This is a genomic window from Halomonas litopenaei (genome assembly GCF_017303055.1).
Classification (GTDB): Bacteria; Pseudomonadota; Gammaproteobacteria; order Pseudomonadales; family Halomonadaceae; genus Halomonas; species Halomonas litopenaei_A.
The window spans coordinates 507,882-533,414 of sequence record NZ_JAEKJT010000003.1 but is presented as its reverse complement, the minus strand read 5'-3'; the positions used below and the strand labels follow the sequence as shown (position 1 = coordinate 533,414).

At 62.6% G+C, this 25,533-nt stretch carries 23 protein-coding genes; 14 read left to right on the top strand and 9 right to left on the bottom strand.

Annotated elements, in window-relative coordinates:
* Positions 1-65: 65 nt before the first annotated feature.
* Entirely contained in the window at positions 66-2,810 is a 2,745-nt protein-coding gene (gene acnA / locus JF545_RS06300) for an aconitate hydratase AcnA (protein WP_206940347.1), read from the bottom strand.
* A gap of 209 nt (positions 2,811-3,019) precedes the next feature.
* Between acnA and JF545_RS06295 the strand changes: the two genes are divergently transcribed.
* The 3 genes from JF545_RS06295 (at position 3,020) to trxB (ending at position 5,254) form a co-directional block, all read left to right on the top strand.
* A complete protein-coding gene (locus tag JF545_RS06295) occupies positions 3,020-3,229 on the top strand; it encodes a CPXCG motif-containing cysteine-rich protein (protein ID WP_206940345.1) in 210 nt (69 codons plus the stop codon).
* A 235-nt stretch (positions 3,230-3,464) separates the two neighbouring features.
* Positions 3,465-4,067: a peroxiredoxin gene (locus JF545_RS06290; RefSeq protein WP_206940343.1), complete on the top strand. Its 603-nt coding sequence runs from the start codon at positions 3,465-3,467 to the stop codon at positions 4,065-4,067.
* Positions 4,068-4,300: 233 nt separating this feature from the next.
* Entirely contained in the window at positions 4,301-5,254 is a 954-nt protein-coding gene (trxB, locus tag JF545_RS06285; protein WP_206940341.1) for a thioredoxin-disulfide reductase, read from the top strand.
* Positions 5,255-5,544: 290 nt separating this feature from the next.
* Here the strand turns inward: trxB and JF545_RS06280 are convergent, their stop codons facing one another.
* Positions 5,545-5,823: a SlyX family protein gene (locus JF545_RS06280; protein WP_206940338.1), complete on the bottom strand. Its 279-nt coding sequence runs from the start codon at positions 5,821-5,823 to the stop codon at positions 5,545-5,547.
* A 132-nt stretch (positions 5,824-5,955) separates the two neighbouring features.
* On the opposite strand from JF545_RS06280, the gene JF545_RS20060 reads away from it, so the two are divergent.
* Positions 5,956-6,420 (top strand): cold-shock protein, encoded by a 465-nt coding sequence (locus JF545_RS20060; protein ID WP_206940336.1) that lies wholly within the window; start codon positions 5,956-5,958, stop codon positions 6,418-6,420.
* Between the two features lie 72 nt (positions 6,421-6,492).
* On the opposite strand, the gene JF545_RS06270 is transcribed toward JF545_RS20060, so the two are convergent.
* From JF545_RS06270 to map, 7 genes are all read right to left on the bottom strand, one after another.
* Positions 6,493-6,879 carry a hypothetical protein gene (locus JF545_RS06270; RefSeq protein WP_206940833.1) on the bottom strand — a complete coding sequence of 129 codons (387 nt, stop codon included), beginning with the start codon at positions 6,877-6,879 and terminating at the stop codon, positions 6,493-6,495.
* A gap of 7 nt (positions 6,880-6,886) precedes the next feature.
* Positions 6,887-8,083, bottom strand: coding sequence for a succinyl-diaminopimelate desuccinylase (dapE, locus tag JF545_RS06265; RefSeq protein WP_206940334.1), 1,197 nt, complete (start codon positions 8,081-8,083; stop codon positions 6,887-6,889).
* Between the two features lie 45 nt (positions 8,084-8,128).
* Positions 8,129-9,154: a 2,3,4,5-tetrahydropyridine-2,6-dicarboxylate N-succinyltransferase gene (dapD, locus tag JF545_RS06260; RefSeq protein ID WP_206940332.1), complete on the bottom strand. Its 1,026-nt coding sequence runs from the start codon at positions 9,152-9,154 to the stop codon at positions 8,129-8,131.
* A gap of 37 nt (positions 9,155-9,191) precedes the next feature.
* A complete protein-coding gene (locus JF545_RS06255; RefSeq protein ID WP_206940329.1) occupies positions 9,192-9,530 on the bottom strand; it encodes an arsenate reductase in 339 nt (112 codons plus the stop codon).
* A gap of 39 nt (positions 9,531-9,569) precedes the next feature.
* On the bottom strand, positions 9,570-10,766 hold the full coding sequence (gene dapC / locus JF545_RS06250; protein ID WP_206940327.1) for a succinyldiaminopimelate transaminase: 1,197 nt from the start codon (positions 10,764-10,766) through the stop codon (positions 9,570-9,572).
* A gap of 114 nt (positions 10,767-10,880) precedes the next feature.
* Positions 10,881-13,556, bottom strand: a complete 2,676-nt coding sequence (locus tag JF545_RS06245; protein ID WP_206940325.1) for a [protein-PII] uridylyltransferase — start codon at positions 13,554-13,556, stop codon at positions 10,881-10,883.
* 6 nt (positions 13,557-13,562) lie between these two features.
* The gene (map, locus tag JF545_RS06240; RefSeq protein WP_206940323.1) at positions 13,563-14,354 is read right to left on the bottom strand and encodes a type I methionyl aminopeptidase; all 792 of its coding nucleotides are present in this window, start codon (positions 14,352-14,354) and stop codon (positions 13,563-13,565) included.
* A gap of 422 nt (positions 14,355-14,776) precedes the next feature.
* Between map and rpsB the strand changes: the two genes are divergently transcribed.
* From rpsB to JF545_RS06190, 10 genes are all read left to right on the top strand, one after another.
* Positions 14,777-15,520, top strand: a complete 744-nt coding sequence (rpsB, locus tag JF545_RS06235; RefSeq protein ID WP_206940321.1) for a 30S ribosomal protein S2 — start codon at positions 14,777-14,779, stop codon at positions 15,518-15,520.
* Between the two features lie 149 nt (positions 15,521-15,669).
* Entirely contained in the window at positions 15,670-16,539 is an 870-nt protein-coding gene (gene tsf / locus JF545_RS06230) for a translation elongation factor Ts (protein ID WP_206940319.1), read from the top strand.
* Positions 16,540-16,695: 156 nt separating this feature from the next.
* Entirely contained in the window at positions 16,696-17,463 is a 768-nt protein-coding gene (pyrH, locus tag JF545_RS06225) for a UMP kinase (protein WP_206940318.1), read from the top strand.
* A gap of 4 nt (positions 17,464-17,467) precedes the next feature.
* Positions 17,468-18,025, top strand: a complete 558-nt coding sequence (frr, locus tag JF545_RS06220; protein ID WP_206940317.1) for a ribosome recycling factor — start codon at positions 17,468-17,470, stop codon at positions 18,023-18,025.
* A 194-nt stretch (positions 18,026-18,219) separates the two neighbouring features.
* Positions 18,220-18,990, top strand: coding sequence for a polyprenyl diphosphate synthase (uppS, locus tag JF545_RS06215; protein ID WP_224851878.1), 771 nt, complete (start codon positions 18,220-18,222; stop codon positions 18,988-18,990).
* The gene (locus tag JF545_RS06210) at positions 18,983-19,789 is read left to right on the top strand and encodes a phosphatidate cytidylyltransferase (RefSeq protein WP_206940315.1); all 807 of its coding nucleotides are present in this window, start codon (positions 18,983-18,985) and stop codon (positions 19,787-19,789) included. The genes uppS and JF545_RS06210 overlap by 8 nt, the downstream gene beginning before the upstream one ends.
* On the top strand, positions 19,786-20,997 hold the full coding sequence (gene ispC / locus JF545_RS06205; protein ID WP_206940314.1) for a 1-deoxy-D-xylulose-5-phosphate reductoisomerase: 1,212 nt from the start codon (positions 19,786-19,788) through the stop codon (positions 20,995-20,997). Before JF545_RS06210 ends, ispC begins: the two co-directional genes overlap by 4 nt.
* A 91-nt stretch (positions 20,998-21,088) precedes the next feature.
* The gene (rseP, locus tag JF545_RS06200) at positions 21,089-22,447 is read left to right on the top strand and encodes an RIP metalloprotease RseP (RefSeq protein ID WP_206940313.1); all 1,359 of its coding nucleotides are present in this window, start codon (positions 21,089-21,091) and stop codon (positions 22,445-22,447) included.
* Between the two features lie 189 nt (positions 22,448-22,636).
* Positions 22,637-24,985: an outer membrane protein assembly factor BamA gene (gene bamA, locus JF545_RS06195; protein ID WP_206940312.1), complete on the top strand. Its 2,349-nt coding sequence runs from the start codon at positions 22,637-22,639 to the stop codon at positions 24,983-24,985.
* Positions 24,985-25,488, top strand: a complete 504-nt coding sequence (locus tag JF545_RS06190) for an OmpH family outer membrane protein (RefSeq protein WP_206940311.1) — start codon at positions 24,985-24,987, stop codon at positions 25,486-25,488. The genes bamA and JF545_RS06190 overlap by 1 nt, the downstream gene beginning before the upstream one ends.
* Positions 25,489-25,533 lie beyond the last annotated feature (45 nt).

Below are 25,533 nucleotides of genomic sequence, written 5' to 3'. Positions count from 1 at the left end.
AAGACCCTGCCGGAGCAGGGTCTTTATGGCGATAACACCAGGAGCGAGGGCTCCTGGCTGGCTGATCAGGCGGCGCCGATCATCTTGCGCAGGACGTAGTGCAGAATGCCGCCGTGGCGGTAGTACTCGAGCTCGTTGGCGGTGTCGATACGACATAGCGCATCCAAGGTCTTCTCGCCCTTGTCGCTCTTGATGGTCACCTTGACCTTGCCACCGGGACGCAGGCTATCCAGCCCCTCGATGGACACGGTCTCGTCACCGGTCATGCCCAGCGACTTGCGGTCCTCGCCTTCGGGGAACTGCAGCGGCACCACGCCCATGCCGATCAGGTTCGAGCGGTGGATGCGTTCGTAGGATTCCGCCAGCACTGCGCGTACCCCAAGCAGCAAGGTCCCCTTGGCGGCCCAGTCCCTGGAGGACCCGGTGCCATATTCCTTGCCGGCGACCACCACCAGCGGTGTACCTTCCTGCTGGTACTTCATGGCCGCATCGTAGATCGCCATCTGCTCACCACTGGGCACGTGGCGAGTCTCGCCGCCGACCACGCCATCGAGCATCTCGTTTTGAATGCGCACGTTGGCGAAGGTGCCGCGCATCATGACTTCATGGTTGCCCCGGCGAGAGCCGTAGGAGTTGAAGTCGACGGGTTTGACCCCGTTTTCCTGCAGGTAGCGGCCAGCCGGACTGTCGGGCTTGATGGCGCCGGCAGGGGAGATGTGGTCCGTGGTGACACTGTCGCCAAGCATCGCCAGGATATGGGCGTCCTTGACGTCCTCGACCTTGGCCGGCTCCTTGCCCATGCCCTCAAAGAAGGGCGGGTGCTGAATGTAGGTGGAGTTGTCGTCCCACTCGTAGACCTCGCTTTCCGGCACCTTGATGGCTTTCCACACCTCGTCGCCATCAAAGACTTCCGCGTACTCCTTGTGGAACATCTCGGTGTTGACCTTCTCGACGGCCTCGGCCACCTCGGCCTGGGATGGCCAGATGTCCTTCAGGTAGACCGGCTCACCTTGGCTATCCTCGCCGATGGGGTCCTTGTCCAGGTTGCAGCGCACATTGCCGGCCAGGGCAAAGGCCACCACCAGGGGCGGTGATGCCAGCCAGTTGGTCTTCACCAGCGGATGCACCCGGCCCTCGAAGTTGCGATTACCGGACAGCACCGAGGCCACGGTCAAGTCCCCGTCCTTCACCGCCTCTTCGATGGGTTCCGGCAGCGGCCCGGAGTTGCCGATGCAGGTGGTACAGCCGTAGCCGACCAGGTTGAAGCCCAGCTCGTTGAGATCATCCTGCAACCCGGCTGCGGCCAGGTAGTCGGTCACCACCTTGGAACCGGGGGCCAGCGACGTCTTGACCCAGGGCTTGGTGGTCAGGCCCTTTTGCTTGGCCTTGCGGGCCAGCAGGCCGGCGGCCATCATCACGCTGGGGTTGGAGGTGTTGGTGCAGGAAGTAATGGCGGCAATCACCACGGCGCCTGGGTCAAGGCTGAAATCCTTGCCCTTGTAGTTGACGTCCTGGCTGCTGGAATGGCGATAGCTGCGCTCGACACCGACGGCGGTCTGGCCACCCTCAGAGCCCAGCTTGTCATTGCGGCTATCGGACGATGGCGTCCCCTCGTCGGCCATCAGCTTTTCGAAGGTCTGCGCGAGCTGGCTCAAGGCAACCCGGTCCTGTGGGCGCTTGGGGCCGGCCAGGCTGGCTTCGACGTCGCCCATGTCCAGCGCCAGGGTATCGGTGAAAATCGGCTCGTGGCCCGGCTCTCGCCACAGACCCTGCTGCTTGCAATAGGCCTCGACCAGCGCAATCTGTGCCTCGTCACGGCCCGACAGGCGCATGTAGTTCAGCGTCTCATCGTCCACCGGGAAGAAGCCGCAGGTCGCGCCGTACTCGGGGGCCATGTTGGCGATGGTGGCGCGGTCAGCCAGCGGCAGGTCCTTGAGGCCGTCACCGTAGAATTCGACGAACTTGCCGACCACTCCCTTCTTGCGCAGCATTTCGGTGACGGTCAGTACCAGGTCGGTGGCGGTAATGCCTTCACGCAACTTGCCGGTCAGCTTGAAGCCGATGACTTCGGGGATCAGCATGGAGACGGGCTGTCCCAGCATGGCCGCCTCTGCCTCGATACCGCCGACGCCCCAGCCCAGCACGCCCAGGCCGTTGATCATGGTGGTGTGGGAGTCGGTGCCGACCAGCGTATCGGGGTAGGCCAGGGTCTTGCCATTGTCATCCCGCGTCCACACCGTCTTGCCCAGGTACTCCAGGTTGACCTGGTGACAGATGCCGGTTCCCGGAGGAACGACGCGGAAGTTGTCGAAGGCATCCTGCCCCCAGCGCAGGAACTCGTAACGCTCACGGTTGCGATCCATCTCCAGCGCCACATTGTCCTTGAAGGCGGATGGGTCGCCGTACTTGTCGACCATGACGGAGTGGTCAATCACCAGATCGACCGGTGACAGCGGATTGATCCGTGAAGGCTCTTCCCCGAGTGTTTCCACGGCAGCGCGCATGGACGCCAGGTCGACCACCCCCGGAACCCCGGTGAAGTCCTGCATCAGTACCCGCGCCGGGCGGTAGCCGATCTCACGGTCGGAGCGGCCTTCCTTCTGCCAGTCGACCAAGGCCTGCAGGTCTTCCTTGGACACGCTCTCGTCGTCAGCAAAGCGCAGCTGGTTTTCCAGCAGCACCTTGAGGGTCATCGGCAGGCGCTGGATATCCCCCAGGGCGTCTGCGGCCTGGGCGAGGCTGTAGTAATCGTACTGCGTCCCGCCAACGTCGAGGGTCTGGCGAGTATCCGGTAGGGAATCACTGCTCATGCTTTCCTCCTGAGGCATTGAGTCGAACGGTCCAGGTTCGCGGGGATCGGCGAGGTCTTGCGGCAGATCCCTTAGTAGTACTTGGTCATCATAGTTGCGTTATTCAACCATGGTGATGAAATCGGGTGCCGGATCGGGCCTTGAAAGCAGCGTCGGCCAACCCCATGGTGGGTCCTTCGACAGGCCTTGGCCAACCACGGAGGCGTGGCATGCATGAATCGACATTGCCTGAGTGGACGCTCGACTGTCCCTACTGCGATGCCACCATCGAGGTGTTGGTGGACACGTCCCAGGGCAGCCACGAAACCTGGGAGGACTGCTCTCAGTGCTGCGCACCCATTCATTTTCGTATCGAGGTGGACCCGGTGACGGAAGAGATCCTCTCCGTGGTGGCCGGAGACGATGACGAGGTCATCTAAGCGCTTGAGCGGTGGCCGGCCAGTGGCGGCCGCGAGGCGCGTTACCGCCGAGCAATGACAGGGTCATTGCGGCGTCATCCTCGGCAGGTGACAATAGCGAGCCTCTATCGGACCAGTGATGCTGGTCGATTGGCCCAGCAGGACGTGCTCGCCTAGGGTATGCCCTTGTCTTGTACGCCTTGCTGGGAACAAAGATAGCTTCCCTTATCACGCTTCAATCCCCAAGGAGACTTTCATGAGCGTACTGGTAGGACGTCAAGCTCCCGATTTTGAAGCTGCTGCCGTAACCGGCAGCGGTGAGATCGTCGACAACTTCAAGCTGTCCGACAGCAACGGCAAGCTGCGCGTGCTGTTCTTCTGGCCGCTGGACTTCACCTTTGTGTGCCCCTCCGAGATCATCGCCCACGACAACCGTCTGGCGCAGTTCAAGGACCTGGGCGTCGAGGTGATCGGTGTCTCCATCGACTCCCAGTTCACCCACTACGCCTGGCGCAAGACCAGCCCCGACGCCGGCGGCATCGGTGAAGTCGGTTTCCCGATCGTGGCCGACGTCAAGCACGAGATCACCCAGGCCTACGGCATCGAGCACCCGGACGCCGGCGTTGCCATGCGTGCCTCTTTCCTGATCGACGAAGACGGCGTGGTACAGCACCAGGTGGTGAACAACCTGCCGCTGGGCCGTAACGTTGACGAGATGCTGCGCATGGTCAAGGCGCTGCAGCATCACCAGAAGCATGGCGAAGTGTGCCCCGCTGGCTGGGAAGAAGGCCAGGAAGGCATGAAGGACACCGCAGAAGGTGTTGCCAAGTACCTGGGCGCGCACTCCAGCGCACTGTAAAGGTATGGCTGGGGCCAGTCTCGGGTAGATTGGCGCCAGTGGTGGACGGGGCGGCGAGCCCGCCCCGTCGGCCGCAGGCAGGGTGAAGAAGACGCAGCTTGGCCCATGGTGATGAACGCAGCTCCTCGATGACTGCACGACGACGTCACCAGCGGCGAATCTGCCGAATCATTTTCTGAATTTGCTGCACGTTCTCTCTGGACGTTGCAGCCATCTGGTCCAGTGAGGTAGCCATGAGTGAAGCGCGCCACGAACGTCTGATTATTCTGGGCTCCGGCCCGGCCGGCTACAGTGCCGCAGTATACGCTGCCAGGGCCAACCTGAAGCCGCTGCTGATCACCGGCATGCAGACGGGTGGGCAGCTGACCACCACCACCGACGTGGACAACTGGCCTGGTGATGATGCTGGTGTACAGGGTCCCGAGCTGATGGAGCGGATGCGTCGTCACGCTGAGCGCTTCGATACGGAAGTGCTGTTTGACCATATCCATGAAGTGGAACTGCGTCAGCGCCCCTTCACGCTCAAGGGGGATAACGGTACCTACACCTGTGATGCCCTGATCATTGCCACCGGGGCCAGCGCCCGCTATCTGGGACTGCCCTCCGAGCAGCAGTTCATGGGACAGGGCGTGTCTGCCTGTGCCACCTGCGACGGTTTCTTCTATCGCAATCAGGAAGTGGTCGTCGTCGGCGGAGGCAATACCGCGGTGGAGGAAGCGCTGTACCTGTCCAACATCGCTTCCAAGGTTACCCTGGTGCATCGTCGCGATAGCCTGCGGGCGGAAAAGATTCTGCAGGACAAGCTGTTTGAAAAGGCTGAGAACGGCAATGTCGAGCTGGTATGGAACCATACGCTGGATGAAGTGCTGGGTGACAACACCGGCGTGACCGGTGCCCGACTCAAGTCCGTCGAGACCGGCGCAACCCGCGACATCAGCGCCCCTGGGGTGTTCATCGCGATCGGCCACAGCCCGAACACCGCGATCTTTGAAGGTCAGCTGGATATGGCCGGAGGCTACATCAAGGTCAAGTCCGGCCTTGAAGGTAACGCCACGGCGACCAGTGTGGCTGGGGTGTTTGCCGCTGGTGATGTGATGGACCATGTCTATCGCCAAGCGATTACCTCAGCCGGAAGCGGCTGCATGGCGGCGCTGGATGTAGAGCGGTACCTGGACAGCCTCGTCTGAGGTGATCGCTCGGCGCCTTTTCACAAGGTCAGCTCAGCCGGAAGCGGCTGCATGGCGGCGTTGGATGTAGAGCGGTATCTGGACAGCCTCGTCTGAGGTGATCGCCCGGCGCCTTTTCACAAGGTCAGCTCAGCCGGAAGCGGCTGCATGGCGGCGTTGGACGTGGAGCGATATCTGGACGGTCTCGTGTAAAGTCATAGCGCTAGCGGCCTGACGCCCCGTCAGGCCGTTGACAGCAGCACCGCCAGGCATCCGTCTGGCGGTGTTTTTTTATCTATGAGGTGGGGGCTTCAGTAGTGGGGGGGAAGCTCGTCCTCGGGGCCGGGAGCATCACCAAGGTCACGTTCATTATCCGCTGACAGTTCGCGCAAACGCTGCTGCATCAGGCGGTTGATGCGCTCCAGCTCCATCATTCGGCGCTCTTGGGAGGCGATGGTCGCATCCAGGCTGTCGAGCCAGTGTTCTTGATAGGCCAGCCGGCTCTCCAAATCTTCGACACGCTTTGCTAGATCGGCGGACGGCTTGTCAATACCCGTGATAGACTCATGTTGCGGTGTGTCACTGTTCATCGTGTCTGCTGCCTGCCTTGGGCTTTTTCCAAGAAGTCGTGGCGGAAGGGTCTCGCCTGTGTCATTGGCATAGACGATGATCCCATGGTCTTTCCATCTATCTTCATCATGCCAAGAGAGTTTTTTACGTCCATGAATAAAAGGGTTTTCTTTCGTTGTTGTGTGATCAGTGTGCTGCTGGCCGCTCCTGCGCCGCTGCTGATTGCCCTGGCGGTGAGTCTTGCCACGGGTGTGTCAGTCGAGGCATTGCATGGGGTTGTCGGTGAAGAGGCGTTGCTGATCGGCTATGTCGCTGCAGCCAGCGCCATCTTTGCCGTGTTGCTGCTGGCTACCCTATCGCTTAATGCGCTGACGCCGCGCCTGGTCAATCTTGCTGATGTCGAAGATGACGACCGCGAGATTGGTGAGGTCAAATGGTTCAACGTCAACAAGGGATACGGCTTCATCACACGTGATGGTGGCGACGATGTGTTCGTGCATTTTCGGGCGATACGCGGTCGCGGACATCGCACCTTGGCCGAGGGCCAAAAGGTCCGCTATTACGTGGTCGAAAATGAGCGAGGGCTGCAAGCCGACGATGTAACGGTCATCACCTGACCCCTTTCCGCTATCGTCGCTACCCTGAAGACGCCCCGCCATGTGCGGGGCGTCGTCGTTTGAGCCGGTCCCTCAATGGCCGGAGTCAGGCCAGTCGAAGGCGCTTTCGCTGCCGTCGGGCAGCACCCGCAGGAAGCGGTCAGGGTCATCGCCAGGCTGCCAGCCGCCCAAGGAACAGCGGACCTCGCACTCCAGCGCCTTGGCCGCCGCGCGGGCGAACTCTGCGTCAGTAGCCCAAGGGGAGTCGGCGCTGTCGAGCCACAGGCTGGCAAAACCGTCTGCCGCCTTGGCCACCAGCAACACCGGGATCACGCTGCCTTCGCGCTGCCCTTGAGTGCTCCACTTGAACTTGCCGCGGGATACCAGCGGTGCAGCGTCGATAGTCTCTGCCAGCCAGCGACTGATGCGCTCAGGGTCGCAATCGCCCAGGTAGATCTCGATATCGGGATAGCGCTCCATCATCACCTCACTTCGTTGCGCTGGCGAAAAGCCGCGTCAGGATGGCTTCATAGACGTGGCTGAGGTCATCGAGATCGGCGGCGCGGACACGCTCATCCACCTTATGGATGGTGGCATTGAGCGGGCCAAGCTCGACCACCTGGGTGCCCAGGGTGGCAATGAAGCGGCCGTCGGAGGTGCCACCGGAGGTGGACAGCACCGGGGTAATGCCGGTGATATCACGTACTCCAGCGACGGCGGCATCGACCAGGGCCCCTTCGCGGGTCAGGAAGGGTTGGCCGTTCAAGGTCCAGTCAATATCGAAGTCCAGGTCGAAGTCACGCAGGATGGCTTCGGTGCGATCACGCAGCTCCTGGTCGGTCGTCTCGGTGGAGAAGCGGAAGTTGAAGGTGGCCTCCACTTCGCCAGGAATGACGTTGGTGGCTCCCGTGCCGGCGCGCAGGTTGGATACCTGAAAGCTGGTCGCAGGGAAGCAGTCGTTGCCCGAATCCCAGTGTTCGTTGGCCAACGCATCCAGAGCCGGAGCGATCTGGTGGATCGGATTACGCGCCAGATGCGGATAGGCCACATGTCCCTGGATGCCACGCACGGTGAGAACGCCACCCAGCGAGCCGCGACGCCCGTTCTTGATGACGTCGCCCAGACGCTCCGTCGATGACGGCTCGCCGACGATACAGTAGTCCAGACGCTCGTTGCGCTCGCGCAGGCATTCGACGACGGCACGGGTGCCGTCCACTGCCGGTCCTTCCTCGTCAGCGGTGATCAAGAAGGCGATACGCCCAGGATGATCGGGGTGCTCCTGGATGAACCGCTCCACCGCTGTGATCATTGCCGCCAGGCTGCCCTTCATGTCAGCCGCTCCACGCCCCCTGAGCATGCCGTCGGCATCAATCTCAGGAGCGAAGGGAGGCGTCTGCCACTGGTGCTCCGGGCCTGTGGGTACAACGTCGGTGTGCCCAGCGAAGGCCAGGACGGGGCCATGATGCCCATGTACCGCCCAGAAGTTGTCGACGTCGCCGAAGCGCAACGTTTCGACGTTGAAGCCAAGCCGCTCCAGGCGCTCGATCATCAGGGTTTGGCAGCCCATGTCGTCCGGTGTCACCGATGGACGACGCAGCAGCTCGAGGGCAAGCTCCAGGGTGGGCGAAAGCGTCTCGGACGGCGCAGTTGCGCCGGTCGGGGCGGGAAGATCGGTAGTCGGCATGGCGGTCTCGGTGAGGGGCGGCGGCCGGGGCCGCCGCACTCAGGATCAATTGTGGGCGTGCAGCGCTTCGTTCAGGGCGATGGCGCTCTTGTTGGTCAGGCACTCGATGCGGCCGTTGGTCGAGTTGCGGCGCAAGAGCAGGTCGCTCTGACCCGCCAGCTCACGGGCTGCCAGGGTGCGAACTTCCTGGTTCTGGTCGTCGAGCAGGGTGACCTTGGCGCCCGCGGTGATGTAGAGGCCTGCCTCCACGGTGCAGCGATCGCCCAGAGGGATGCCGATACCGGCGTTGGCGCCGATCAGGCAGCCCTCACCCACGGAGATGATGATGTTGCCGCCGCCGGAAAGGGTGCCCATGGTCGAGCAGCCGCCACCCAGGTCGGAACCCTTGCCAACCATCACGCCAGCAGAGATGCGTCCTTCGATCATGCCGGGGCCCTCGGTACCGGCATTGAAGTTGACGAAACCTTCGTGCATGACGGTGGTGCCCTCGCCCAGGTAGGCGCCCAGACGTACCCGCGCGGTATCGGCGATACGCACGCCGCCGGGTACCACGTAGTCGGTCATCTTGGGGAACTTGTCGACGCAGTCCACCGACAGGGTGCGGCCTTCCAGGCGGGCCTTGAGGCGGCGCGCCGGCAGCTCGATGACGTCGATCGCACCTTCGCTGGTCCAGGCAATGTTGCGCAGCAGACCGAACATGCCGGTGAGGTCGAGCTGGTGCGGCTTGACCAGACGGTGGGACAGCAGGTGCAGCTTCAGATAGACCTCGGGGGCCGACTGCGGAGGCAGGTCCTGGTCAATGAAGGTCGCGACCAGCGGGCGCTGGCTGGCAGCAAGGCTGGCGGCCAGGTCGGCCTGTTCTGGATGACCTGCGTCGCGCAGGGCATCAGCCAGTGCCTGGCAGTGCTCGGGCAGGAAGCTGACCACGGCGGTGCCCTTGGGCGCATCGAGGACCTTGGCTGCGGCCTCGACCAGGCTGGCGTCAGGGGTCAGCAGGGGGGCCGGATAGTAGACCTCGAGCCAGTCGCCCTGGGTGTTCTGAGTGCCGATACCAAGTGCAAAGCTGTGCATGCCGTATGTCCTTTAAAGTGAACGTGTTCAATCGGGGTTAGAGAGCGTCGTAATCGCCGTCGCGATAGCCGACCAGGATGTCATCACCCTTGTCGAGCAGCGGGCGTTTGATCAGTGTCGGGTTGGCCAGCATCAGCTCGCGGGCCTTGTTGGCGTCGACGTCCTGCTTGTCGTCGTCGGGCAGCTGGCGCCAGGTAGTGCTGCGGGTATTGAGCAGCGTCTTGACGGCAACCGACTCGAGAAAGTGCTCGAGCAGGGCGGCAGAGACACCGTCAGCGCGCAGATCATGCACCTGGTAGGGGTGTCCGCTTGCGTCCAGTGCCTTTTGCGCCTTGCGGCAGGTGTCGCAGTTCTTGATCACATAGAGCGTCAGCATGGCCTGTCCTCGAAGTGGGGCGTCGTGGTGGCAGCGACGTCAGCCGCTGGCCAGCAGGTGTCGAATGCGTTCTGCTGCCTCGCAGGTGGCGGTGAGCTCATCGACCAGAGCCAGGCGCAGGCGCCCACTGCCGGGATTGCTGCCATCGGCACCGATCCGGCCCATATAGCTGCCGGGTAGCACGCTGACATGCGCTTCAGCATACAGGCGCCGGGTCAGTGCCTCATCGTCACCGTCGGGCACTGCTGGCCACAGATAAAAGCTGGCTTCCGGAGTAGGAAAGTCGACCACCGACGAGAGAATCTCCGTGACTGCCGCGAACTTGGCGCGATAGGCGTCGCGATTGTCGCGCACGTGGGTTTCGTCGGCCCAGGCGGCGATGGACGCATGCTGAATCGGCAGGGCCATGGCGCAGCCGTGGTAGGTGCGGTAGCGACGGAAGCGAGCGATCAGATCGGCATCACCGGCAACGAAACCCGAACGCAGTCCCGGCAAGTTCGAGCGCTTCGACAGGGAGTGGAAGACCAGGCAACGTTGATAGTCGTGGCGCCCCATGGCGGCGGCAGCTTCGAGCAGGCCCGGAGGTGGCGCCTGTTCGTCCAGATACAGCTCCGAGTAGCACTCGTCCGAGGCGATGATGAAATCGTGTTCGTCGGCCAGGCGGATCAGCTGCTGAAAATCCTCGAGGGGCGTTACGGCGCCGGTGGGGTTGCCCGGTGAGCAGATGAACACCATTTGAACGTCGCGCCATGTGTCGGCATCGATGGCGGACAGGTCTGGCCGGAAGCCGTTGTCAGCACGGCAGTCCAGATAGAGCGGCTGGCCGCCGGCCAGCAAGGTGGCGCCTTCATAGATCTGGTAGAACGGGTTGGGCACCACCACACGCGCCGGACGTGAGCGGTCCAGGCAGGCCTGGACGAAGGCGAAGATGGCTTCCCGCGTGCCATTGACCGGTAATACCTGGCGCTCGGCATCCAGGCCTTGCAGAGCAAAGCGGCGGCTGGCCCAGGCGGCGATGGCCTGGCGCAATGGTGGCAGACCAGCGATCGCGGGGTAGCGCGCGAATTCCCCCTGATAGCGCACCAGGGCGTCCAGTGCCGCCTGGTAGGGCGGATGCTGGGGTTCGCCGATGGTCAGCGGCCTGTGGTTTAGGTGCGCCGGTGGCGTCAGGTCGGCCTTCAGCGCCGCCAGGCGCTCGAAGGGATACGGTTGCAAGGCATCGAGATCAGGGTTCATGAGGTCCTGGCGCGCCCTTGGGGCGTCGTTGTCATCGCGGGAATGGGGCTGTCGGCGATTATAGGGAAGCGTCGGGCCCGCCTCAAATGCACGGGCGCCGACGGCTCCCCGTCGTTACACGCTGAGCACTTCGATCAGTCGCTCGCGCAGCGCCTGCTGGCGCTGCGGGTCGGTGATCGGGAGGCCGGCGCGGTCGGTGACGTAGAACACGTCTTCGACGCGCTCGCCCAGGGTCGCGATCTTGGCCGCCGACAGTGTGATGCCCTGCTCCATGAAGATGCTGCCGACCCGGGCCAGCAGGCCTGGACGGTCAGGGGCAGTAAGCTCCAGCAAGGTGCGTTCGCCGTTGGGGTCCTGTTCAATGGCGACCTGGGTGGCGACCTTGAAATGCTTGAGCTGGCGCGGTGTATGGCGCGTCACGATGGTGGGGTAGTCGTCCGGATCATCCAGTTCCTCGACCAGATGGCGGCGAATCTCCTCCAGGCGCACGGCGTCGCGAATCGGCTGGTCGTGATCGTCGAGCACGATGAAGGTATTCAGCGTCCAATCATTGAGCGAGGTGGCGATGCGGGCGTCGTGGATCGACAGACCAAGCTGCTCCATTGCCGCGGCGGTGGCGGCGAACAGGTCATCCACGGAGCGGGTATGGATGAACACCTTGGTGCCGCCCTCGGGCATGTCGTCGGTGGGGGCATTGATCAGGATCAGCGGCATGTCGCTGCCGGCGTGATCGAGCATGCCCTGGGTCTGCCAGACCACTTCGCTCGGCGCGTACTGCAGAAAGAAGTCTTCTCCCAGAGAGCGCCACAGGGCATCTACCCGCGCCATGTCGGCGCCGATGGTCGCCAGTAGCGAGTGGGCTTCTTCACGGGTTTCGCGCACCCAGTCGTCACGCTCCAGCGGGTTCTCGAGTCCGCGACGCAAGGCGCGCCGTGTTTCGGCGTGCAGTTGGCGCATCAGCGACGCGCGCCAGCCATTCCACAGCGTCGGATTGGTGGCGGTGATATCGGCGACGGTGAGAATGTACAGGTAGTCCAGGCGCGTCTCATCGACCACCGTGGCGGCGAAGTCGCGTATCACTTCGGGGTCGGTGATGTCCCGCTTCTGGGCCACCATCGACATCAGCAGGTGATGCTCCACCAGCCAGCTGACCAGGCGGGTGTCGCGCTGGCTGAGTCCGTGTCGCTCAGCGAAGACCTCGACCTCGCGCGCTCCGATCAGCGAATGGTCACCGCCGCGGCCCTTGCCGATGTCGTGAAACAGTCCGGCAATCCACAGGATGTCCATCTTCGGCACCTGGTGGATCAGGGTGGCCGCGACGGGAAATTCCTTCTTGGACTCCGGCTTGCGAAATCCATGCAGGCATTTCAGCAGGCGCAGAGTATGGGCATCTACCGTGTAGATGTGGAACAGGTCGTGCTGCATCAGGCCGACCGCCTGGCCAAAGGCCGGCAGATACTTGCCCAGTACGCCATAGCGGTTCATGCGACGGAGCTGGCGTGCGACATTGCCGGAAGAGCGCAACAGCGCCATGAACAGCGCCTGGTGGCGAGGGTCATCGCGGTAGCGATCGTCCATCAGGTGTCGATGGTCGCGGATCAGGCGAATGGTATCGGCGCGCACGCCCTCAATTTCAGGATGTTCTGCCATCAGGTAGAACAGCTCGAGCAGGGCCGAGGGTTGGTCCCGAAACAGGGTGCGCGAGCGTACCTGGATGTAGCCACCGGCGACTTCAAAGCGCTCGTTGAGCGGGGTGACCGCAATCGGCTCGTCGGGGCGCAGGATCTGCTCGTCGAAGTGCTGCAGCAGCATGTCATTGAGCCCAGCCAGGGCGGTGACATGACGGTAATAGCGCTTCATGAACTGCTCTACCGCCAGACGCTCAGGGTTGTCGCGATAGCCAAACAGCTCGGCGATGGTGTTCTGATGGTCAAACAGCAGGCGGTCTTCGGCGCGCCCGGTGAGCATGTGCAGGGCGTAGCGAACCTGCCACAGGAACGCCTGGCCCTGGCTCAGGATGCGGTGTTCGGCGTCGTTCATGAAGCCTTTGGCCACCACATCCTCGTAGGACTCGGTATCGAAATGGCGTTTGGCGACCCAGCCGATCATCTGGATATCGCGAAGCCCACCGGGTGAGCTCTTGATGTTCGGTTCCAGATGATACTCGGAGTTGTTGAAACGATAGTGGCGGGCGATCTGTTCCTGCCACTTGGCTTCGAAGAAGCGATCCGCCGGCCACATGTGCTCCGCCGCCAGCCGCTCACGCATGGCCTGGCGCAGCGCCTCCCGCCCTGCAATGGTGCGAGATTCCAGCAGGTTGGTGATGACGGTGACGTCGGCTTCGGCCTCGCGCGCGCAGTCGTTGAGCGAGCGCACGCTATGGCCGATTTCCAGGCCGATGTCCCACAGAAAGGTGATAAACGAGGTCAACGCTTCCCGATAAGGGGTGTCGTCATCGTCTTTCAGCAGGAACATCAGGTCGATATCGGAATGCGGATGCAGTTCGCCGCGGCCGTAGCCGCCTACGGCGAGCAGGGCCACCCCGTCGTCCAGTCCCGTCTGACGTGACCAGGCCAGGGCCAGCAGCTGGTCGAGGCACCAGGCCCGCCCGCGTACCAGATCACGGATGTCTGCGCCTCCCAGGAAGCGCTCATCGAGTCGGGCCTGAATCTCCTTTAGCGCCCCCTTGAACGGAGCGATGGGAGAACGTTGGCCGTCGAGCTGGCGAGCAAAGTCGTCGACGTCGAACAGCTCGAATTCCGGTGCGAAGCGGTAGTGGTGCAGCAGCATGGGCTCTCAGCGCTCGAGGAAGGACAGGTCTTCATCCGAGCGAGCGGTCAGCACCTCGACCCCGGTCTCGGTCACCAGCAGGGTGTGCTCCCACTGGGCAGTCAGTCCCTTGTCCTTGGTGACCGCCGTCCAGCCATCGCGCAGCACCTTGGTGCGATGGTCGCCGACGTTGATCATTGGCTCGATGGTAAAGCACATGCCGGCCGCCAGTTCGATGTCGGCTTCCGGGGCGTAGCCATCGTAGTGCAGTACCTGGGGATCCTCATGGAAGCCGGCGCCGATGCCGTGACCGCAGAAGTCCCGAACGACGGAGTAGCCGTTGGCCTGGGCATGGCTTTCAATGGCGCGGGCGAGCTCGGACAGCCGCACCCCGGGGCGTACCAGCGCCATGCTGCGGTACAGGCACTCCTGGGTGACGCGACACAGGCGCTCGCCCTGAATGGTGTCACCGATGATGAACATGACGCTGGAGTCGCCGTGGTAGCCATCGGCAGTCTTCACGGTGATGTCCATGTTCATGATGTCGCCCTTCTTCAGCTTCTTGCTGTCGTCGGGGATGCCGTGGCAGACCACATGGTTGATCGAGGTGCAGATGGACTTGGGAAAGCCATGATAGTTGAGCGGGGCAGGGGTCGAGCCGAGCTCATTGACGATGTAGTCGTGGCACAGCTTGTCCAGGTGGCCGGTGCTGACACCAGCGACGACGTGAGGGGTGATCATCTCCAGCACGCTGGCCGCCTGGCGGCCGGCTTCGCGCATTTTTTCGATTTCGTCGGGCGTCTTGATGGGTACGTTCATGGAATCTCGATCTGTGTGGGGTCGCCATGGGGCAGGAGGCTGCGGCTGACACAGCGCAGAATGGCCGTATGCGGGTGTCGATGCGGCGGCGTCGAGCGCGCGAGACGCTGGGCGACTTCAATTCGAAAGTCATCCATGGTATAAAGCTGCGCGCTTTCCTGCAATCGCCGTTCCCTGCATGGGTGTGTCGATCACGGAGCGGGTGAGATAAGGAAGGGTTACGATCCTTCGCTCCCTGCCTGCGACGCCCTCGCCAGGCGGCGCGTTACGGGAAGGCGGCAAACAGAAGAGGCTTTCACAGTGGAAGCCTCGAGCCTTGAAAACACACATGCACCGACACATGGTCCCGGGTGCCTGAGGGAAACCTCTGGTCGGATCCATGGGGTGCATGGAGGCCTAACCCGATTTTTCAGGAGTCATCCATGGCACACGTCAATATGCGTGACCTGCTCAAGGCAGGCGCACACTTCGGTCACCAGACACGTTACTGGAACCCGAAGATGGGCAAGTTCATCTTCGGCGCTCGTAACAAGATTCACATCATCAACCTCGAGCATACCCTTCCGGCGCTCAACGAGGCGATCGATGTGGTCGAGAAGATGGCCTCTGCCAACAACAAGATCATGTTCGTCGGTACCAAGCGTAGCGCGAGCAAGATCATCAAGGAAGAAGCCAACCGCGTTGGTCAGCCGTTCGTCAACCACCGCTGGCTCGGCGGCATGCTGACGAACTACAAGACCATTCGTCAGTCCATCAAGCGTCTGCGCGAACTCGAGACCATGCACGAAGATGGTACTTTCGAGAAGCTGACCAAGAAAGAAGTCCTGATGGCGACTCGCGAGCAAGAGAAGCTCGAGCGCTCCATCGGCGGTATCAAGGAAATGGGCGGCCTGCCGGACGCACTTTTCGTGATCGACGTCGACCACGAGCGTATCGCTATCAACGAAGCGAACAAGCTGGGCATCCCGGTCATCGGCGTGGTTGACACCAACTCCGATCCGGACGGCGTCGACTACGTGATCCCGGGCAACGATGACTCCATCCGCGCCATCCAGATCTACGTCAAGGCCATCGCCGATGCCTGCGGTCGTGCAAAGGAAGGTCGCCCCGATGAGTTCGTCGAAGTGACCGACAGCGAAGGCGATGCCGCCGCTGCTGCCGAGTAAGCTTCGGCCCGCCTGGGCCAGCTGATCGCGCAAGCGATCCACGCCGGACAGGCGCAAAGGGGGCCGAGGCCCCCTTTTCTCTACTCTGGCCCGCGGTCAAGCCGAGGGCCTCTCCGACACCCAGGTCGAACCATTTAGAGGTGAATACCATGGCAGCTATCAGCGCCTCCCAGGTCAAGGAACTGCGCGAGCGTACCGGGCTCGGCATGATGGAGTGCAAGAAGGCACTCACCGAAGCCGGCGGTGACATCGAGCAGGCCATTGAGGATCTGCGCAAGAACTCTGGTCTCAAGGCCGCCAAGAAAGCGGGTCGTACCGCTGCTGAAGGCGTTGTCGTGACTCGCGTGTCCGAGGACGGCAGCTACGGCGTGATGGTCGAGATCAACTCCGAGACCGACTTCGTTGCTCGTGACGACAACTTCAAGGCATTTGCCGACAAGGTTGCGGATACCTTCTTCGCCGCCAAGAGCGAAGACGTCGCCGCTGTGACCGCTGGCGAGCTGGAAACTGCTCGTGAGCAGCTGGTCCAGAAAATCGGCGAGAACATCGGCGTGCGTCGCGCTGTGGTCGTCGATGCGGCTGACGGCAACCTGGTGGGTGCCTATGTGCACGGTGGCCGCATCGGCGTGCTGACCGAGCTCAAGGGTGGCACTCAGGAAGCCGCCAAGGACGTGTCCATGCACGTGGCTGCGATCAACCCGGCCGTTGCTCGTCCTGAGAACATGCCTCAGGAAGCGCTCGACCAGGAAAAGGCCATCATCCTGGCGCAGCCGGATATGGCGGGCAAGCCCGAGCAGATCGCCGAGAAGATGGTGCAGGGCCGCCTGAAGAAGTACCTGGCCGAGAACAGCCTGACCGAGCAGCCCTTCGTCAAGGATCCGAACCAGAGCGTGGCCGAGTTCGTCAAGGCCGCCGGTGGTGAAGTGATCGGCTTCACTCGCTTCGAAGTGGGCGAGGGCATCGAGAAGGAAGAGGTCGACTTCGCCAAGGAAGTCATGGAACAGGCCAAGCGTAGCTAAAGGGATGTGTTTCCCGAGGCCCAAGGTTCCATACTGTGCTAGCACAGTGTAAAGATGGCGTGCGCGAAAGCGCACGCCTTCGTGTATGCGTCAGCGGTGAGCGTACGGCCTGACCGACCGTCACTCGACCCATCCAGTCCCCAGTGGAGAAATGCCATGAGTAGCGCCGATTCTTCCCCCCAGTCCAAGCTCGACAAGCCCCGTGCCGATGTGTCGAAGTACAAGCGCATCCTGCTGAAGCTGTCAGGCGAGGCGTTGACCGGGGATGCCGAGTTCGGGATCGATCCCAAGGTGCTTGATCGCATGGCCCTCGAGATTGGGCAGCTGGTAGGCATCGGCGTCCAGGTAGGCATCGTGATCGGCGGTGGCAACCTGTTCCGTGGTGCCGCCCTGCATGAAGCCGGTATGGAGCGTGTCACCGGTGACCACATGGGCATGCTGGCGACGGTGATGAACGCCCTGGCCATGCGCGATGCGCTTGAGCGTTCCAACATCCGCTCGCGGGTCATGTCGGCGATTCCCATGAGTGGGGTGGTGGAGCACTACGACCGACGCACGGCGATTCGTTACCTGACGTCCGGCGATGTCGTGCTGTTCTCCGCCGGTACCGGTAACCCGTTCTTTACCACCGATTCCGCTGCGTGTCTGCGCGGCATCGAGATCGATGCCGACGTGGTGGTCAAGGCAACCAAGGTAGATGGTGTCTACGACAAGGATCCGGTCAAGTTCGACGATGCCGTCAAGTATGACCAACTGTCCTATGACGACGCCCTCGAACAGAAGCTCGGGGTGATGGATTTGACCGCGATTTGTCTGGTGCGTGACCATGACATGCCGGTTCGGGTCTTCAACATGAACAAGCCTGGCGCCCTGCTCAACCTGGTAGTGGGTGGCAAGGAAGGCACGCTGATCGACAGAGGGTGAGATCGTGATCAACGACATCAAGAAAGACACAGAAACGAGAATGCAGAAGACCATCGAGTCGCTGCATCATAACCTGAACAAGATTCGCACCGGCCGCGCGCATCCCAGCATTCTGGATGCCGTCCAGGTCGAATACTACGGCTCCATGATGCCGCTGAACCAGGTGGCGTCGGTCAACGTCGAGGACGCCCGCACGCTGACCGTCGTGCCCTGGGAGCAAAGCATGGTGCCCAAGGTCGAGAAGGCGATCATGACCTCTGACCTTGGCCTCAATCCGGCGTCTGCCGGCAACGTGATCCGCGTGCCGATGCCGATGCTCACCGAGGAGACGCGCAAGGGCTACATCAAGCAGGCGCGTCAGGAAGCGGAGAACGCGCGGGTCGCGATCCGTAACGTTCGTCGTGATGCCAATAACGACATCAAGGCGCTGCTCAAGGACAAGGAAATTTCCGAGGACGAAGAGCGTCAGGGCGAGGATGAGGTGCAGAAGATCACCGATCGCTTCATCGCCGAAATCGACAAGACCTTGGCGGCCAAGGAAGAAGACCTGATGCAGGTCTGATCCGGCGCTGCTCCGGGGCTGCCGCGACGGCAGGCCCGGGGTGCCGCTGCACTGGGCGTGCGCTATCGTGGTGCATGTGACCAGTGGCCGAGGTTGCTTTGTCGGCCATCGCCTTGGCCGATGGCCGACAAATGAACCGATTGTCTTGCTGCCAGGATGCGGTGAGGCTGGATTCAAACGTCATGCGAGACCCCATGAAGTCAACGCCGTCTCCCGAACTTCGCCCGCTGCCGCCCTCTGCGAGTCTGCCTCGTCACGTGGCCGTGATCATGGATGGCAATAACCGTTGGGCCAAGGCGCGCGGTTTATCCGGTGTGCGCGGGCATCACGCGGGTGTCGAAGCCGTGAGAGCGGTGATTCGTCGTGCCGCCGAGAGACGTATCGAGACGCTGACGCTGTTTGCTTTCTCCAGTGAGAACTGGAAGCGTCCCGCCGCTGAAGTGAACGCGCTGATGGAACTGTTCCTGATGGCGCTCAAGCGCGAGGTCAAGAAGCTCCACGAGCACGATATCCGTCTGTCGGTGATCGGTGATACCTCGGGGTTCTCGTCGGCGATCCAGAAGCGGATTGAAGATGCCGAGCGGTTGACGCAGGGCAATCAGGGATTGCGCCTGGTCATTGCCGCCAACTATGGCGGTCAGTGGGACATCGCCAGCGGCGCGCGGCGGCTGGCCGAGCGCGTGGCGCGGGGTGAGCTCGAGGCGGATGCCATCGACGAAGACACCCTGGCACAGGAGCTGTGCTTGAGTGACGCGGCGCCAGTCGATCTGTGCATCCGAACCAGCGGCGAGCGCCGTATCTCCAACTTCCTGCTGTGGCAACTGGCCTATGCGGAGCTGTACTTCACGCCCGTGCTCTGGCCCGACTTCGATGGCGAGGCCTTCGACGACGCGCTGGAGGACTTCTGCCAGCGCAAGCGCCGCTTCGGCATGACTGACGAACAGCTAGAGGCCCAGGGTGCTTAGACAGCGAATCATTACCGCGGTCTGGCTGGCGCCGTTGGCGCTGGCAGGCTTGTTTGGACTGGAAGGGGGCGCCTTCGCGCTGTTCACCGGCGCCATCGTGGTGCTGGCGGGCTGGGAGTGGGCCAACCTGGCAGGCCTGGATCGGGGAGTGAGGCGTTGGCTAGCCCCGGCGGCGCTGGCCGGGGTCATGCTGGTGATGTGGCTAACCGGTCAGTCTCACGCCCTGTGGCCCTTGGTGATAGGCGCCGTTGGCTGGTCGATCAATCTGTGGTGGGTGCTGGGGCATCCTGAGCGCACGCCGCAGTGGTCGTCGACCTGCATGCGCCTGGCCATGGGCGGCTGGGTTTTGCTGCCCACCTGGGTCGGCTTCAACCTGCTGCGGGAGAGCGGCGCCGCCTGGCTACTGTTCGTGCTGCTGCTGGTGTGGGGAGCCGATATCGGTGCTTACTTCGTTGGTCGCGCCTTTGGCCGTCGCAAGCTGGCGCCCAGCGTCAGTCCCGGCAAGTCCTGGGAAGGCGTATACGGTGGCATGGCCGTCACCGCCTGTCTGGCGGTGGTGTTTGCCCTGTGGCAGGCGCTATCGCTGTCCGCTGCCATCACGCTGGTGCTGCTGACACTGGCCGTGACCCTGATCTCGGTGCTGGGGGATCTGCTCGAGAGCATGCTCAAGCGCCATCGCGGGATCAAGGACTCGAGTGCCCTGTTGCCCGGGCATGGCGGCGTGCTTGATCGCATCGACAGCCTGACGGCTGCGATTCCCGTCTTCGCACTTTTCTTTACCTGGCTGGTGGCGTCATGACAGATCCTAAGCGCTCTGACGCACAGGCGGTAAGGGGGGTGACTGTGCTGGGAGCCACCGGCTCTATCGGCACCAGTACCCTCGATGTCATCGCCCGGCATCCCGACCGCTATCGCGTCCACGCCCTGACGGCACACCGGTCCCGCGAGGCGCTGCTGGAACAGTGCCTGTCTCACCATCCCGAGGTGGCCGTGCTGGGCGGTGCAGCCGATGCCGACTGGCTGGCACTGAAGCTCCGGGAGTCTGGCCTTGCCACCGAGGTACGCCACGGTGATCAGGCATTGGCGGAGGTCGCCAGTGCGCCGGAAGCCGAGGTGGTCATGGCGGCCATCGTGGGCGCCGCCGGACTGTTGCCGACGCTGGCTGCGGTGCGGGCGGGCAAGCGCGTGCTGCTGGCCAACAAGGAAGCGTTGGTCATGTCGGGGGCGCTGTTCATGCAGGCCGTCGAGGAGAGCGGCGCGGCGCTGTTGCCGATCGATTCCGAGCACAATGCCATTTTTCAGTGTCTGCCCGGTGAACACCGTGGAGGGTTGGCGCAGCATGGGGTCACCCAGCTGCTGCTGACCGCTTCGGGCGGTCCCTTTCGCGGTTACTCCTCCGAGCAGCTGGCCCAGGTCACCCCCGACCAGGCCTGTGCGCATCCCAACTGGTCGATGGGCCGCAAGATTTCCGTAGACAGTGCCACCCTGATGAACAAGGGGCTCGAGCTGATCGAGGCCTGCTGGCTGTTCGATGCTCGGCCCGAGCAGATTCAGGTGGTGGTACACCCGCAGAGCGTGATTCATTCCATGGCGGCTTACAGCGATGGGTCGGTGCTGGCACAGCTTGGCAACCCGGATATGCGCACGCCCATCGCCTACGGCTTGGCGTGGCCCGAGCGGATCGATGCCGGTGTGCAGTCGCTGGATCTGTTCGCGGTGGCTCGTCTGGACTTCGAGCCGGCCGACGAAACGGCGTTTCCCTGCCTGCGTCTGGCTCGCGAGGCGATGGCGGAAGGGGGACTGCAGCCTGCCGTACTCAACGCCGCCAACGAAATCGCGGTGGAGGCCTTCCTGGATCGGCGCCTGAGCTTCAATGCCATTGCTGCGCTGGTACAGGACGTCAGGGAGGGCCACTTTGATGGCCGCGCCGATGATCTGGAGGCGGTGCTGGCCGCCGACCGCCAGGCCCGGCGTCATGCGCTGGCCTGGCTGGAGGCACGCCGCTGATGCGTTGTTTAGTGGAACCTTTCTCATTCTCTGCTGCCGGAACAACGACGGCGCTGGCGCCGACGCACGCGACATTGCCAAGGAGACGTAGGTGGGCCTGATTCAGAACATTCTGGCCGTGCTGGTGGTGCTCGGCCTGTTGGTCACCTTCCATGAGTTCGGTCACTTCTGGGTGGCGCGCCGCTGTGGCGTGAAGGTGTTGCGTTTCTCGGTAGGTTTCGGCAAGCCCTTGTGGTCGCGAGTGGACCGCCATGGCACCGAGTTCGCGATCGCCGCCATTCCATTGGGCGGCTACGTCAAGATGCTCGACGAGCGTGAGGGCAATGTCCCGGCTGACCAGCTGGATCAGGCCTTCAATCGCAAGTCAGTGTGGGCGCGTATTGCGATTGTCGCAGCGGGTCCGCTGGCCAACTTCCTGTTGGCGCTGGTGGCCTATTGGGCGCTGTTTGTGGCGGGTACCACGACTGTCGTGCCGGTAGTGGGCGAGGTGACGCCGCAGTCTCCGGCGGCCGAGGCGGGGCTGGAGCAGGGCATGGAAGTCACCGCCGTCCGCGGTGAGCCGGTTCGCTCCTGGGACGACATCAACTTGAAGCTGGTGGCTGCCATTGGCGCCAGCGGCAGCCTGGCCATCGAGACACGGGCGGAGGGCAGCAGCGTTGCCCGGACCTACCCGGTCGAGGTGGACAACTGGCTGGTGGGGCAGGACCCACCGGAGCCGCTGGGAACGCTGGGTATCCGGCCGTGGCGCCCGGACATGCCGGCAGTGATCGGCCAACTGGTCGAGAACGAGCCAGCGGTCCAGGCGGGGCTGCAGCCCGGTGACCGGGTGGTGGCGATTGATGGCGAGCCGGTGGCGGACTGGCCGGACCTGGTCCAGCGCGTCCGGGCGCGTCCCGGCGAGGCCATGGAGCTCGACGTGCAGCGAGGCGATGCCTCTGTCACGCTAAGCCTGACCCCGCGCGGGAACCGTCTCGATGATGGTAGCGAGATCGGCTATATCGGTGCCGGCGTTGCACCGGTAGACTGGCCCCAGAAGTATCAGCGAGATATCCGCTACGGACCTCTGGAGGCCGTGGGGCAAGCTGCATCGCGCACCGCCGAAATGACAGTGTTGACCTTCGACGCGGTGCGCAAGATGCTGGTGGGCCTGATTTCACCGACCAACCTGTCGGGCCCGATCACGATTGCGCGCATCGCGGGCGATACGGCTCGCTCGGGTCTGGAGAGCTTCGTCAACTTCATGGCGTACCTGTCGATCAGCCTGGGGGTGCTCAATCTGTTGCCCATCCCGGTGCTCGACGGTGGCCATCTGCTGTATTACTTGATCGAGGCGGTGCGCGGACGGCCTGTCTCCGAGCGCACCCAGGCGGTCGGACTGAAGGTGGGTCTAGCGCTGGTCGGAACGCTGATGATCATGGCCCTGTACTTTGATGTGATGCGGCTCTGGTAGGGCGACAGACCATCAGCAAGGCCCGAGTGTCGGGAGACGCCGCAGTCGTCACCAGGGGTGGTGGCGGCGAGTGACGGGAGACGGTGCCCCTTTTTTGAGACGCCGCTGTCAACTTGTCAGTAAGGCGGAGAAATGTATAAGGTGCCTGTCTGGACAGGTACGCTGACTCAACGCGAGCGAATTGACTGCATGAAAATCAAGACCATCGGATTGGCGACACTCTTGACCGCCTGTGCCCAGGTGGCGCACGCGGATTCCTTTACCGTGTCGGACATTCGTGTGGAGGGCCTTCAACGGGTCTCCGCTGCATCCGTCTTCAATGCGTTTCCCGTCAACGCTCGCGACCAGGTGGATGACCGCGAGCTGGCCGACGCCGCGCGCCAGCTGTTTGCCACTGGGCTGTTCGAAGATATCGAGCTTGCTCGTGAGGGCGATGTGCTGATCATCCAGGTCGAGGAACGTCCGACCATTTCCGCCCTCAATATCGAAGGCAACTCACAGATCACCGATGAAGATCTGCGCAACGGCCTGAAGCAGGCCGGGATCAGTGAAGGCCAGGTGCTGCAGCTGTCGACCATCGACGAGATGAAGCGTGAGCTGGAGGGGCTGTACCAGTCCCAGGGCCGCTACAGCGCCCGCATTGATACTGAGGTGACGCCGGTCGGCCAAGGCCGGGTGCGCGTCGATATCAATATCAATGAAGGTGCCGTTGCCAAGATTCGCCAGATCAACATCGTGGGCAACGAGGCCTTTTCCGACGATATCCTGCTTGATGAGTTCGAGCTTGAGGATGATCCCGGCCTGTTCTTTGGCTGGTTCTCCGCCGACGAATATTCCCGGGAAGCCCTGGCGGGTGACCTGGAGCGCCTGCGCTCCTACTATCTCGACCGCGGTTACGTGAATTTCGAGATTACCTCGAGCCAGGTGTCCATCAGTCCTGACAAGTCCCGGATCTTCATCACCATCAATGTCGATGAAGGCAACCGCTATCGGGTCGGAGATATCAACTTCGTCGGCGACCTGAAGGTAGCCGAGGCAGAAGCCCGCGATCTGCTGCAGTTCCAGTCCGGTGACGTGTTCTCCCGCAGCAAGGTCATTGCGTCCTCTGAAGCCATGCGCTCGCGCCTTGGGGCAGAAGGTTTTGCCTTCGCCGAGGTCGACGGCATCCCGGAAGTACGCAGTGACGGCGAAACCGTCGACTTGAGCTTCCAGGTCGCCCCCGGACGTCGCGCCTATGTGCGTCGTATCCAGTTTGTCGGCAACACCACGACCAAGGACGAGGTGCTGCGCCGCGAGATGATCCAGGCGGAAAGCGCGCCGGCGTCGACCGAGGCCATTTCCCAATCGCGTCAGCGCCTGGAACGTCTTGGCTTCTTCAAGCAGGTCGAGGTGCAGACGGAGCCGGTGCCGGGCGAAAGCGACCAGCTCGATGTCACCTACAACGTCGAAGAGCAGCCTTCTGGCTCGCTCTCGGCAAGCCTTGGTTTCTCTCAGAGTGCCGGCGTCATCTACGGCGCCTCGCTGTCCCAGAACAACTTCCTGGGTAGCGGCAATCGGGTCAATATCGGTGCCCAGAAGAGTGATACCTACACCAGCATCAACTTTGGTTTCACTGACCCCTACTGGACGCTTGACGGTATCTCTCGCGGCTACAACTTCTACTACCGCGCGACCGACTACGAAGATTCCGATATCTCCACCTACTCCACCGATGCGCTGGGGGCAGGCATCAACTTCGGCTATCCGATCAACGAGCTGACGCGCATGAACTTTGGCGCCAACATCGAGAAGCTCGAGATCGACACCTATGACGACACGCCGTCGGAAATCAAGCGCTACGTGCTGGATGAAGGTGATGACGCCAACACCCTGTCGGTCACCGGTAGCTGGACCCGAAACGATCTGAACCGGGGCATCATGCCCACCGCCGGTAACTACCAGCGCCTGTCGCTGGAGCTGGGTGTGCCCGGCAGCGACGCCGAGTACTACAAGGCCCGTGCCCAGGCCAAGCAGTTCTTCCCGTTCAACGAGGAAGAAACCTGGTCACTCAAGTTCAGCGGACAGGTGGGTTACGCCGACGCGCTCAACTCGAGCGACCCCTATCCGTTCTACGAGAACTTTCTGGCCGGTGGTCTTGGCTCGGTACGTGGTTTCACCGACAACACCCTGGGTCAGCTGACGACCGAGCGTGAAGACGGTGACGACGAGACGCTGGGCGGTAACGTGCTGATCGAGGGCAGCATGGAACTGATCTTCCCGATGCCTTTCGTCGAAGACAAGCGTTCGGTGCAGCCGTCGCTGTTTATTGATGCCGGTAATACCTTCCTGACCGAGTGCTATGACGTACTGTCTGAAGACGAAGGTCGCCAGAAGTGTGATTCTGGAGTGGAGTTCGGTGATATTCGCTACAGCGCGGGTGTCGGCGTGTCCTGGCTGACGCCGGTCGGGCCGCTAACCTTCAGTATCGCTGAACCGCTCAATGACAAGGACGAGGATGACACCCAGGTGTTCCAGTTCTCGCTCGGTCAGACGTTCTGATGTCAGTGAGTGGACTGCGCCGTTGCCTGGCAGTCATCGTGGCGTGTGCCGCCCTGCCATGGCAGGCGGCGCAGGCCTCGGGAGTCGCGGTGCTGGATTGGCAGCAAGCGCTGCTGGACACCCGCATGGCCCAAGGTGCCATGCAGTCCCTCCAGCAGCAGGTGGGGCCGTGGCAGCAAGAGGCTGAAGTGCTTCGCCTGGAGCTGGAAGGGTTGGCCGATGAGCTTGCCCAGCAAGGGCAGCAGCCGAATCCCGCCAGCGTCCAGGAGTTTCAACAGAAGGGACAGCGATTCGATCGGCTAAGGCGTGATATCCTCAACGCTCGCCAGGAAACCGAACAGCGTTTGATAAGTCGCCTTGAAGGTCGTGTCGACGAGGCGGTGGCGCAGGTCATTGATCGCCACGATGTGGACGTGCTGGTCACGCCGGATGGCGTGCTGCACAGCAGCCGCGATCTGCCCGACCTGACCGCCGAGGTGACTCGGTTGCTGGACACGCCCTGACAGCGCGTGACCAGCGCTTCCTTTCTCGAATTTTGTCGTTACCGC

Bases quoted from the DNA above. Each gene is read 5' to 3' on its own strand.
- acnA (WP_206940347.1), bottom strand. From the start codon at position 2,810: ATGAGCAGTGATTCCCTACCGGATACTCGCCAGACCCTCGACGTTGGC.
- JF545_RS06295 (WP_206940345.1), top strand. From the start codon at position 3,020: ATGCATGAATCGACATTGCCTGAGTGGACGCTCGACTGTCCCTACTGC.
- JF545_RS06290 (WP_206940343.1), top strand. From the start codon at position 3,465: ATGAGCGTACTGGTAGGACGTCAAGCTCCCGATTTTGAAGCTGCTGCC.
- trxB (WP_206940341.1), top strand. From the start codon at position 4,301: ATGAGTGAAGCGCGCCACGAACGTCTGATTATTCTGGGCTCCGGCCCG.
- JF545_RS06280 (WP_206940338.1), bottom strand. From the start codon at position 5,823: ATGAACAGTGACACACCGCAACATGAGTCTATCACGGGTATTGACAAG.
- JF545_RS20060 (WP_206940336.1), top strand. From the start codon at position 5,956: ATGAATAAAAGGGTTTTCTTTCGTTGTTGTGTGATCAGTGTGCTGCTG.
- JF545_RS06270 (WP_206940833.1), bottom strand. From the start codon at position 6,879: ATGGAGCGCTATCCCGATATCGAGATCTACCTGGGCGATTGCGACCCT.
- dapE (WP_206940334.1), bottom strand. From the start codon at position 8,083: ATGCCGACTACCGATCTTCCCGCCCCGACCGGCGCAACTGCGCCGTCC.
- dapD (WP_206940332.1), bottom strand. From the start codon at position 9,154: ATGCACAGCTTTGCACTTGGTATCGGCACTCAGAACACCCAGGGCGAC.
- JF545_RS06255 (WP_206940329.1), bottom strand. From the start codon at position 9,530: ATGCTGACGCTCTATGTGATCAAGAACTGCGACACCTGCCGCAAGGCG.
- dapC (WP_206940327.1), bottom strand. From the start codon at position 10,766: ATGAACCCTGATCTCGATGCCTTGCAACCGTATCCCTTCGAGCGCCTG.
- JF545_RS06245 (WP_206940325.1), bottom strand. From the start codon at position 13,556: ATGCTGCTGCACCACTACCGCTTCGCACCGGAATTCGAGCTGTTCGAC.
- map (WP_206940323.1), bottom strand. From the start codon at position 14,354: ATGAACGTACCCATCAAGACGCCCGACGAAATCGAAAAAATGCGCGAA.
- rpsB (WP_206940321.1), top strand. From the start codon at position 14,777: ATGGCACACGTCAATATGCGTGACCTGCTCAAGGCAGGCGCACACTTC.
- tsf (WP_206940319.1), top strand. From the start codon at position 15,670: ATGGCAGCTATCAGCGCCTCCCAGGTCAAGGAACTGCGCGAGCGTACC.
- pyrH (WP_206940318.1), top strand. From the start codon at position 16,696: ATGAGTAGCGCCGATTCTTCCCCCCAGTCCAAGCTCGACAAGCCCCGT.
- uppS (WP_224851878.1), top strand. From the start codon at position 18,220: ATGAAGTCAACGCCGTCTCCCGAACTTCGCCCGCTGCCGCCCTCTGCG.
- ispC (WP_206940314.1), top strand. From the start codon at position 19,786: ATGACAGATCCTAAGCGCTCTGACGCACAGGCGGTAAGGGGGGTGACT.
- bamA (WP_206940312.1), top strand. From the start codon at position 22,637: ATGAAAATCAAGACCATCGGATTGGCGACACTCTTGACCGCCTGTGCC.
- JF545_RS06190 (WP_206940311.1), top strand. From the start codon at position 24,985: ATGTCAGTGAGTGGACTGCGCCGTTGCCTGGCAGTCATCGTGGCGTGT.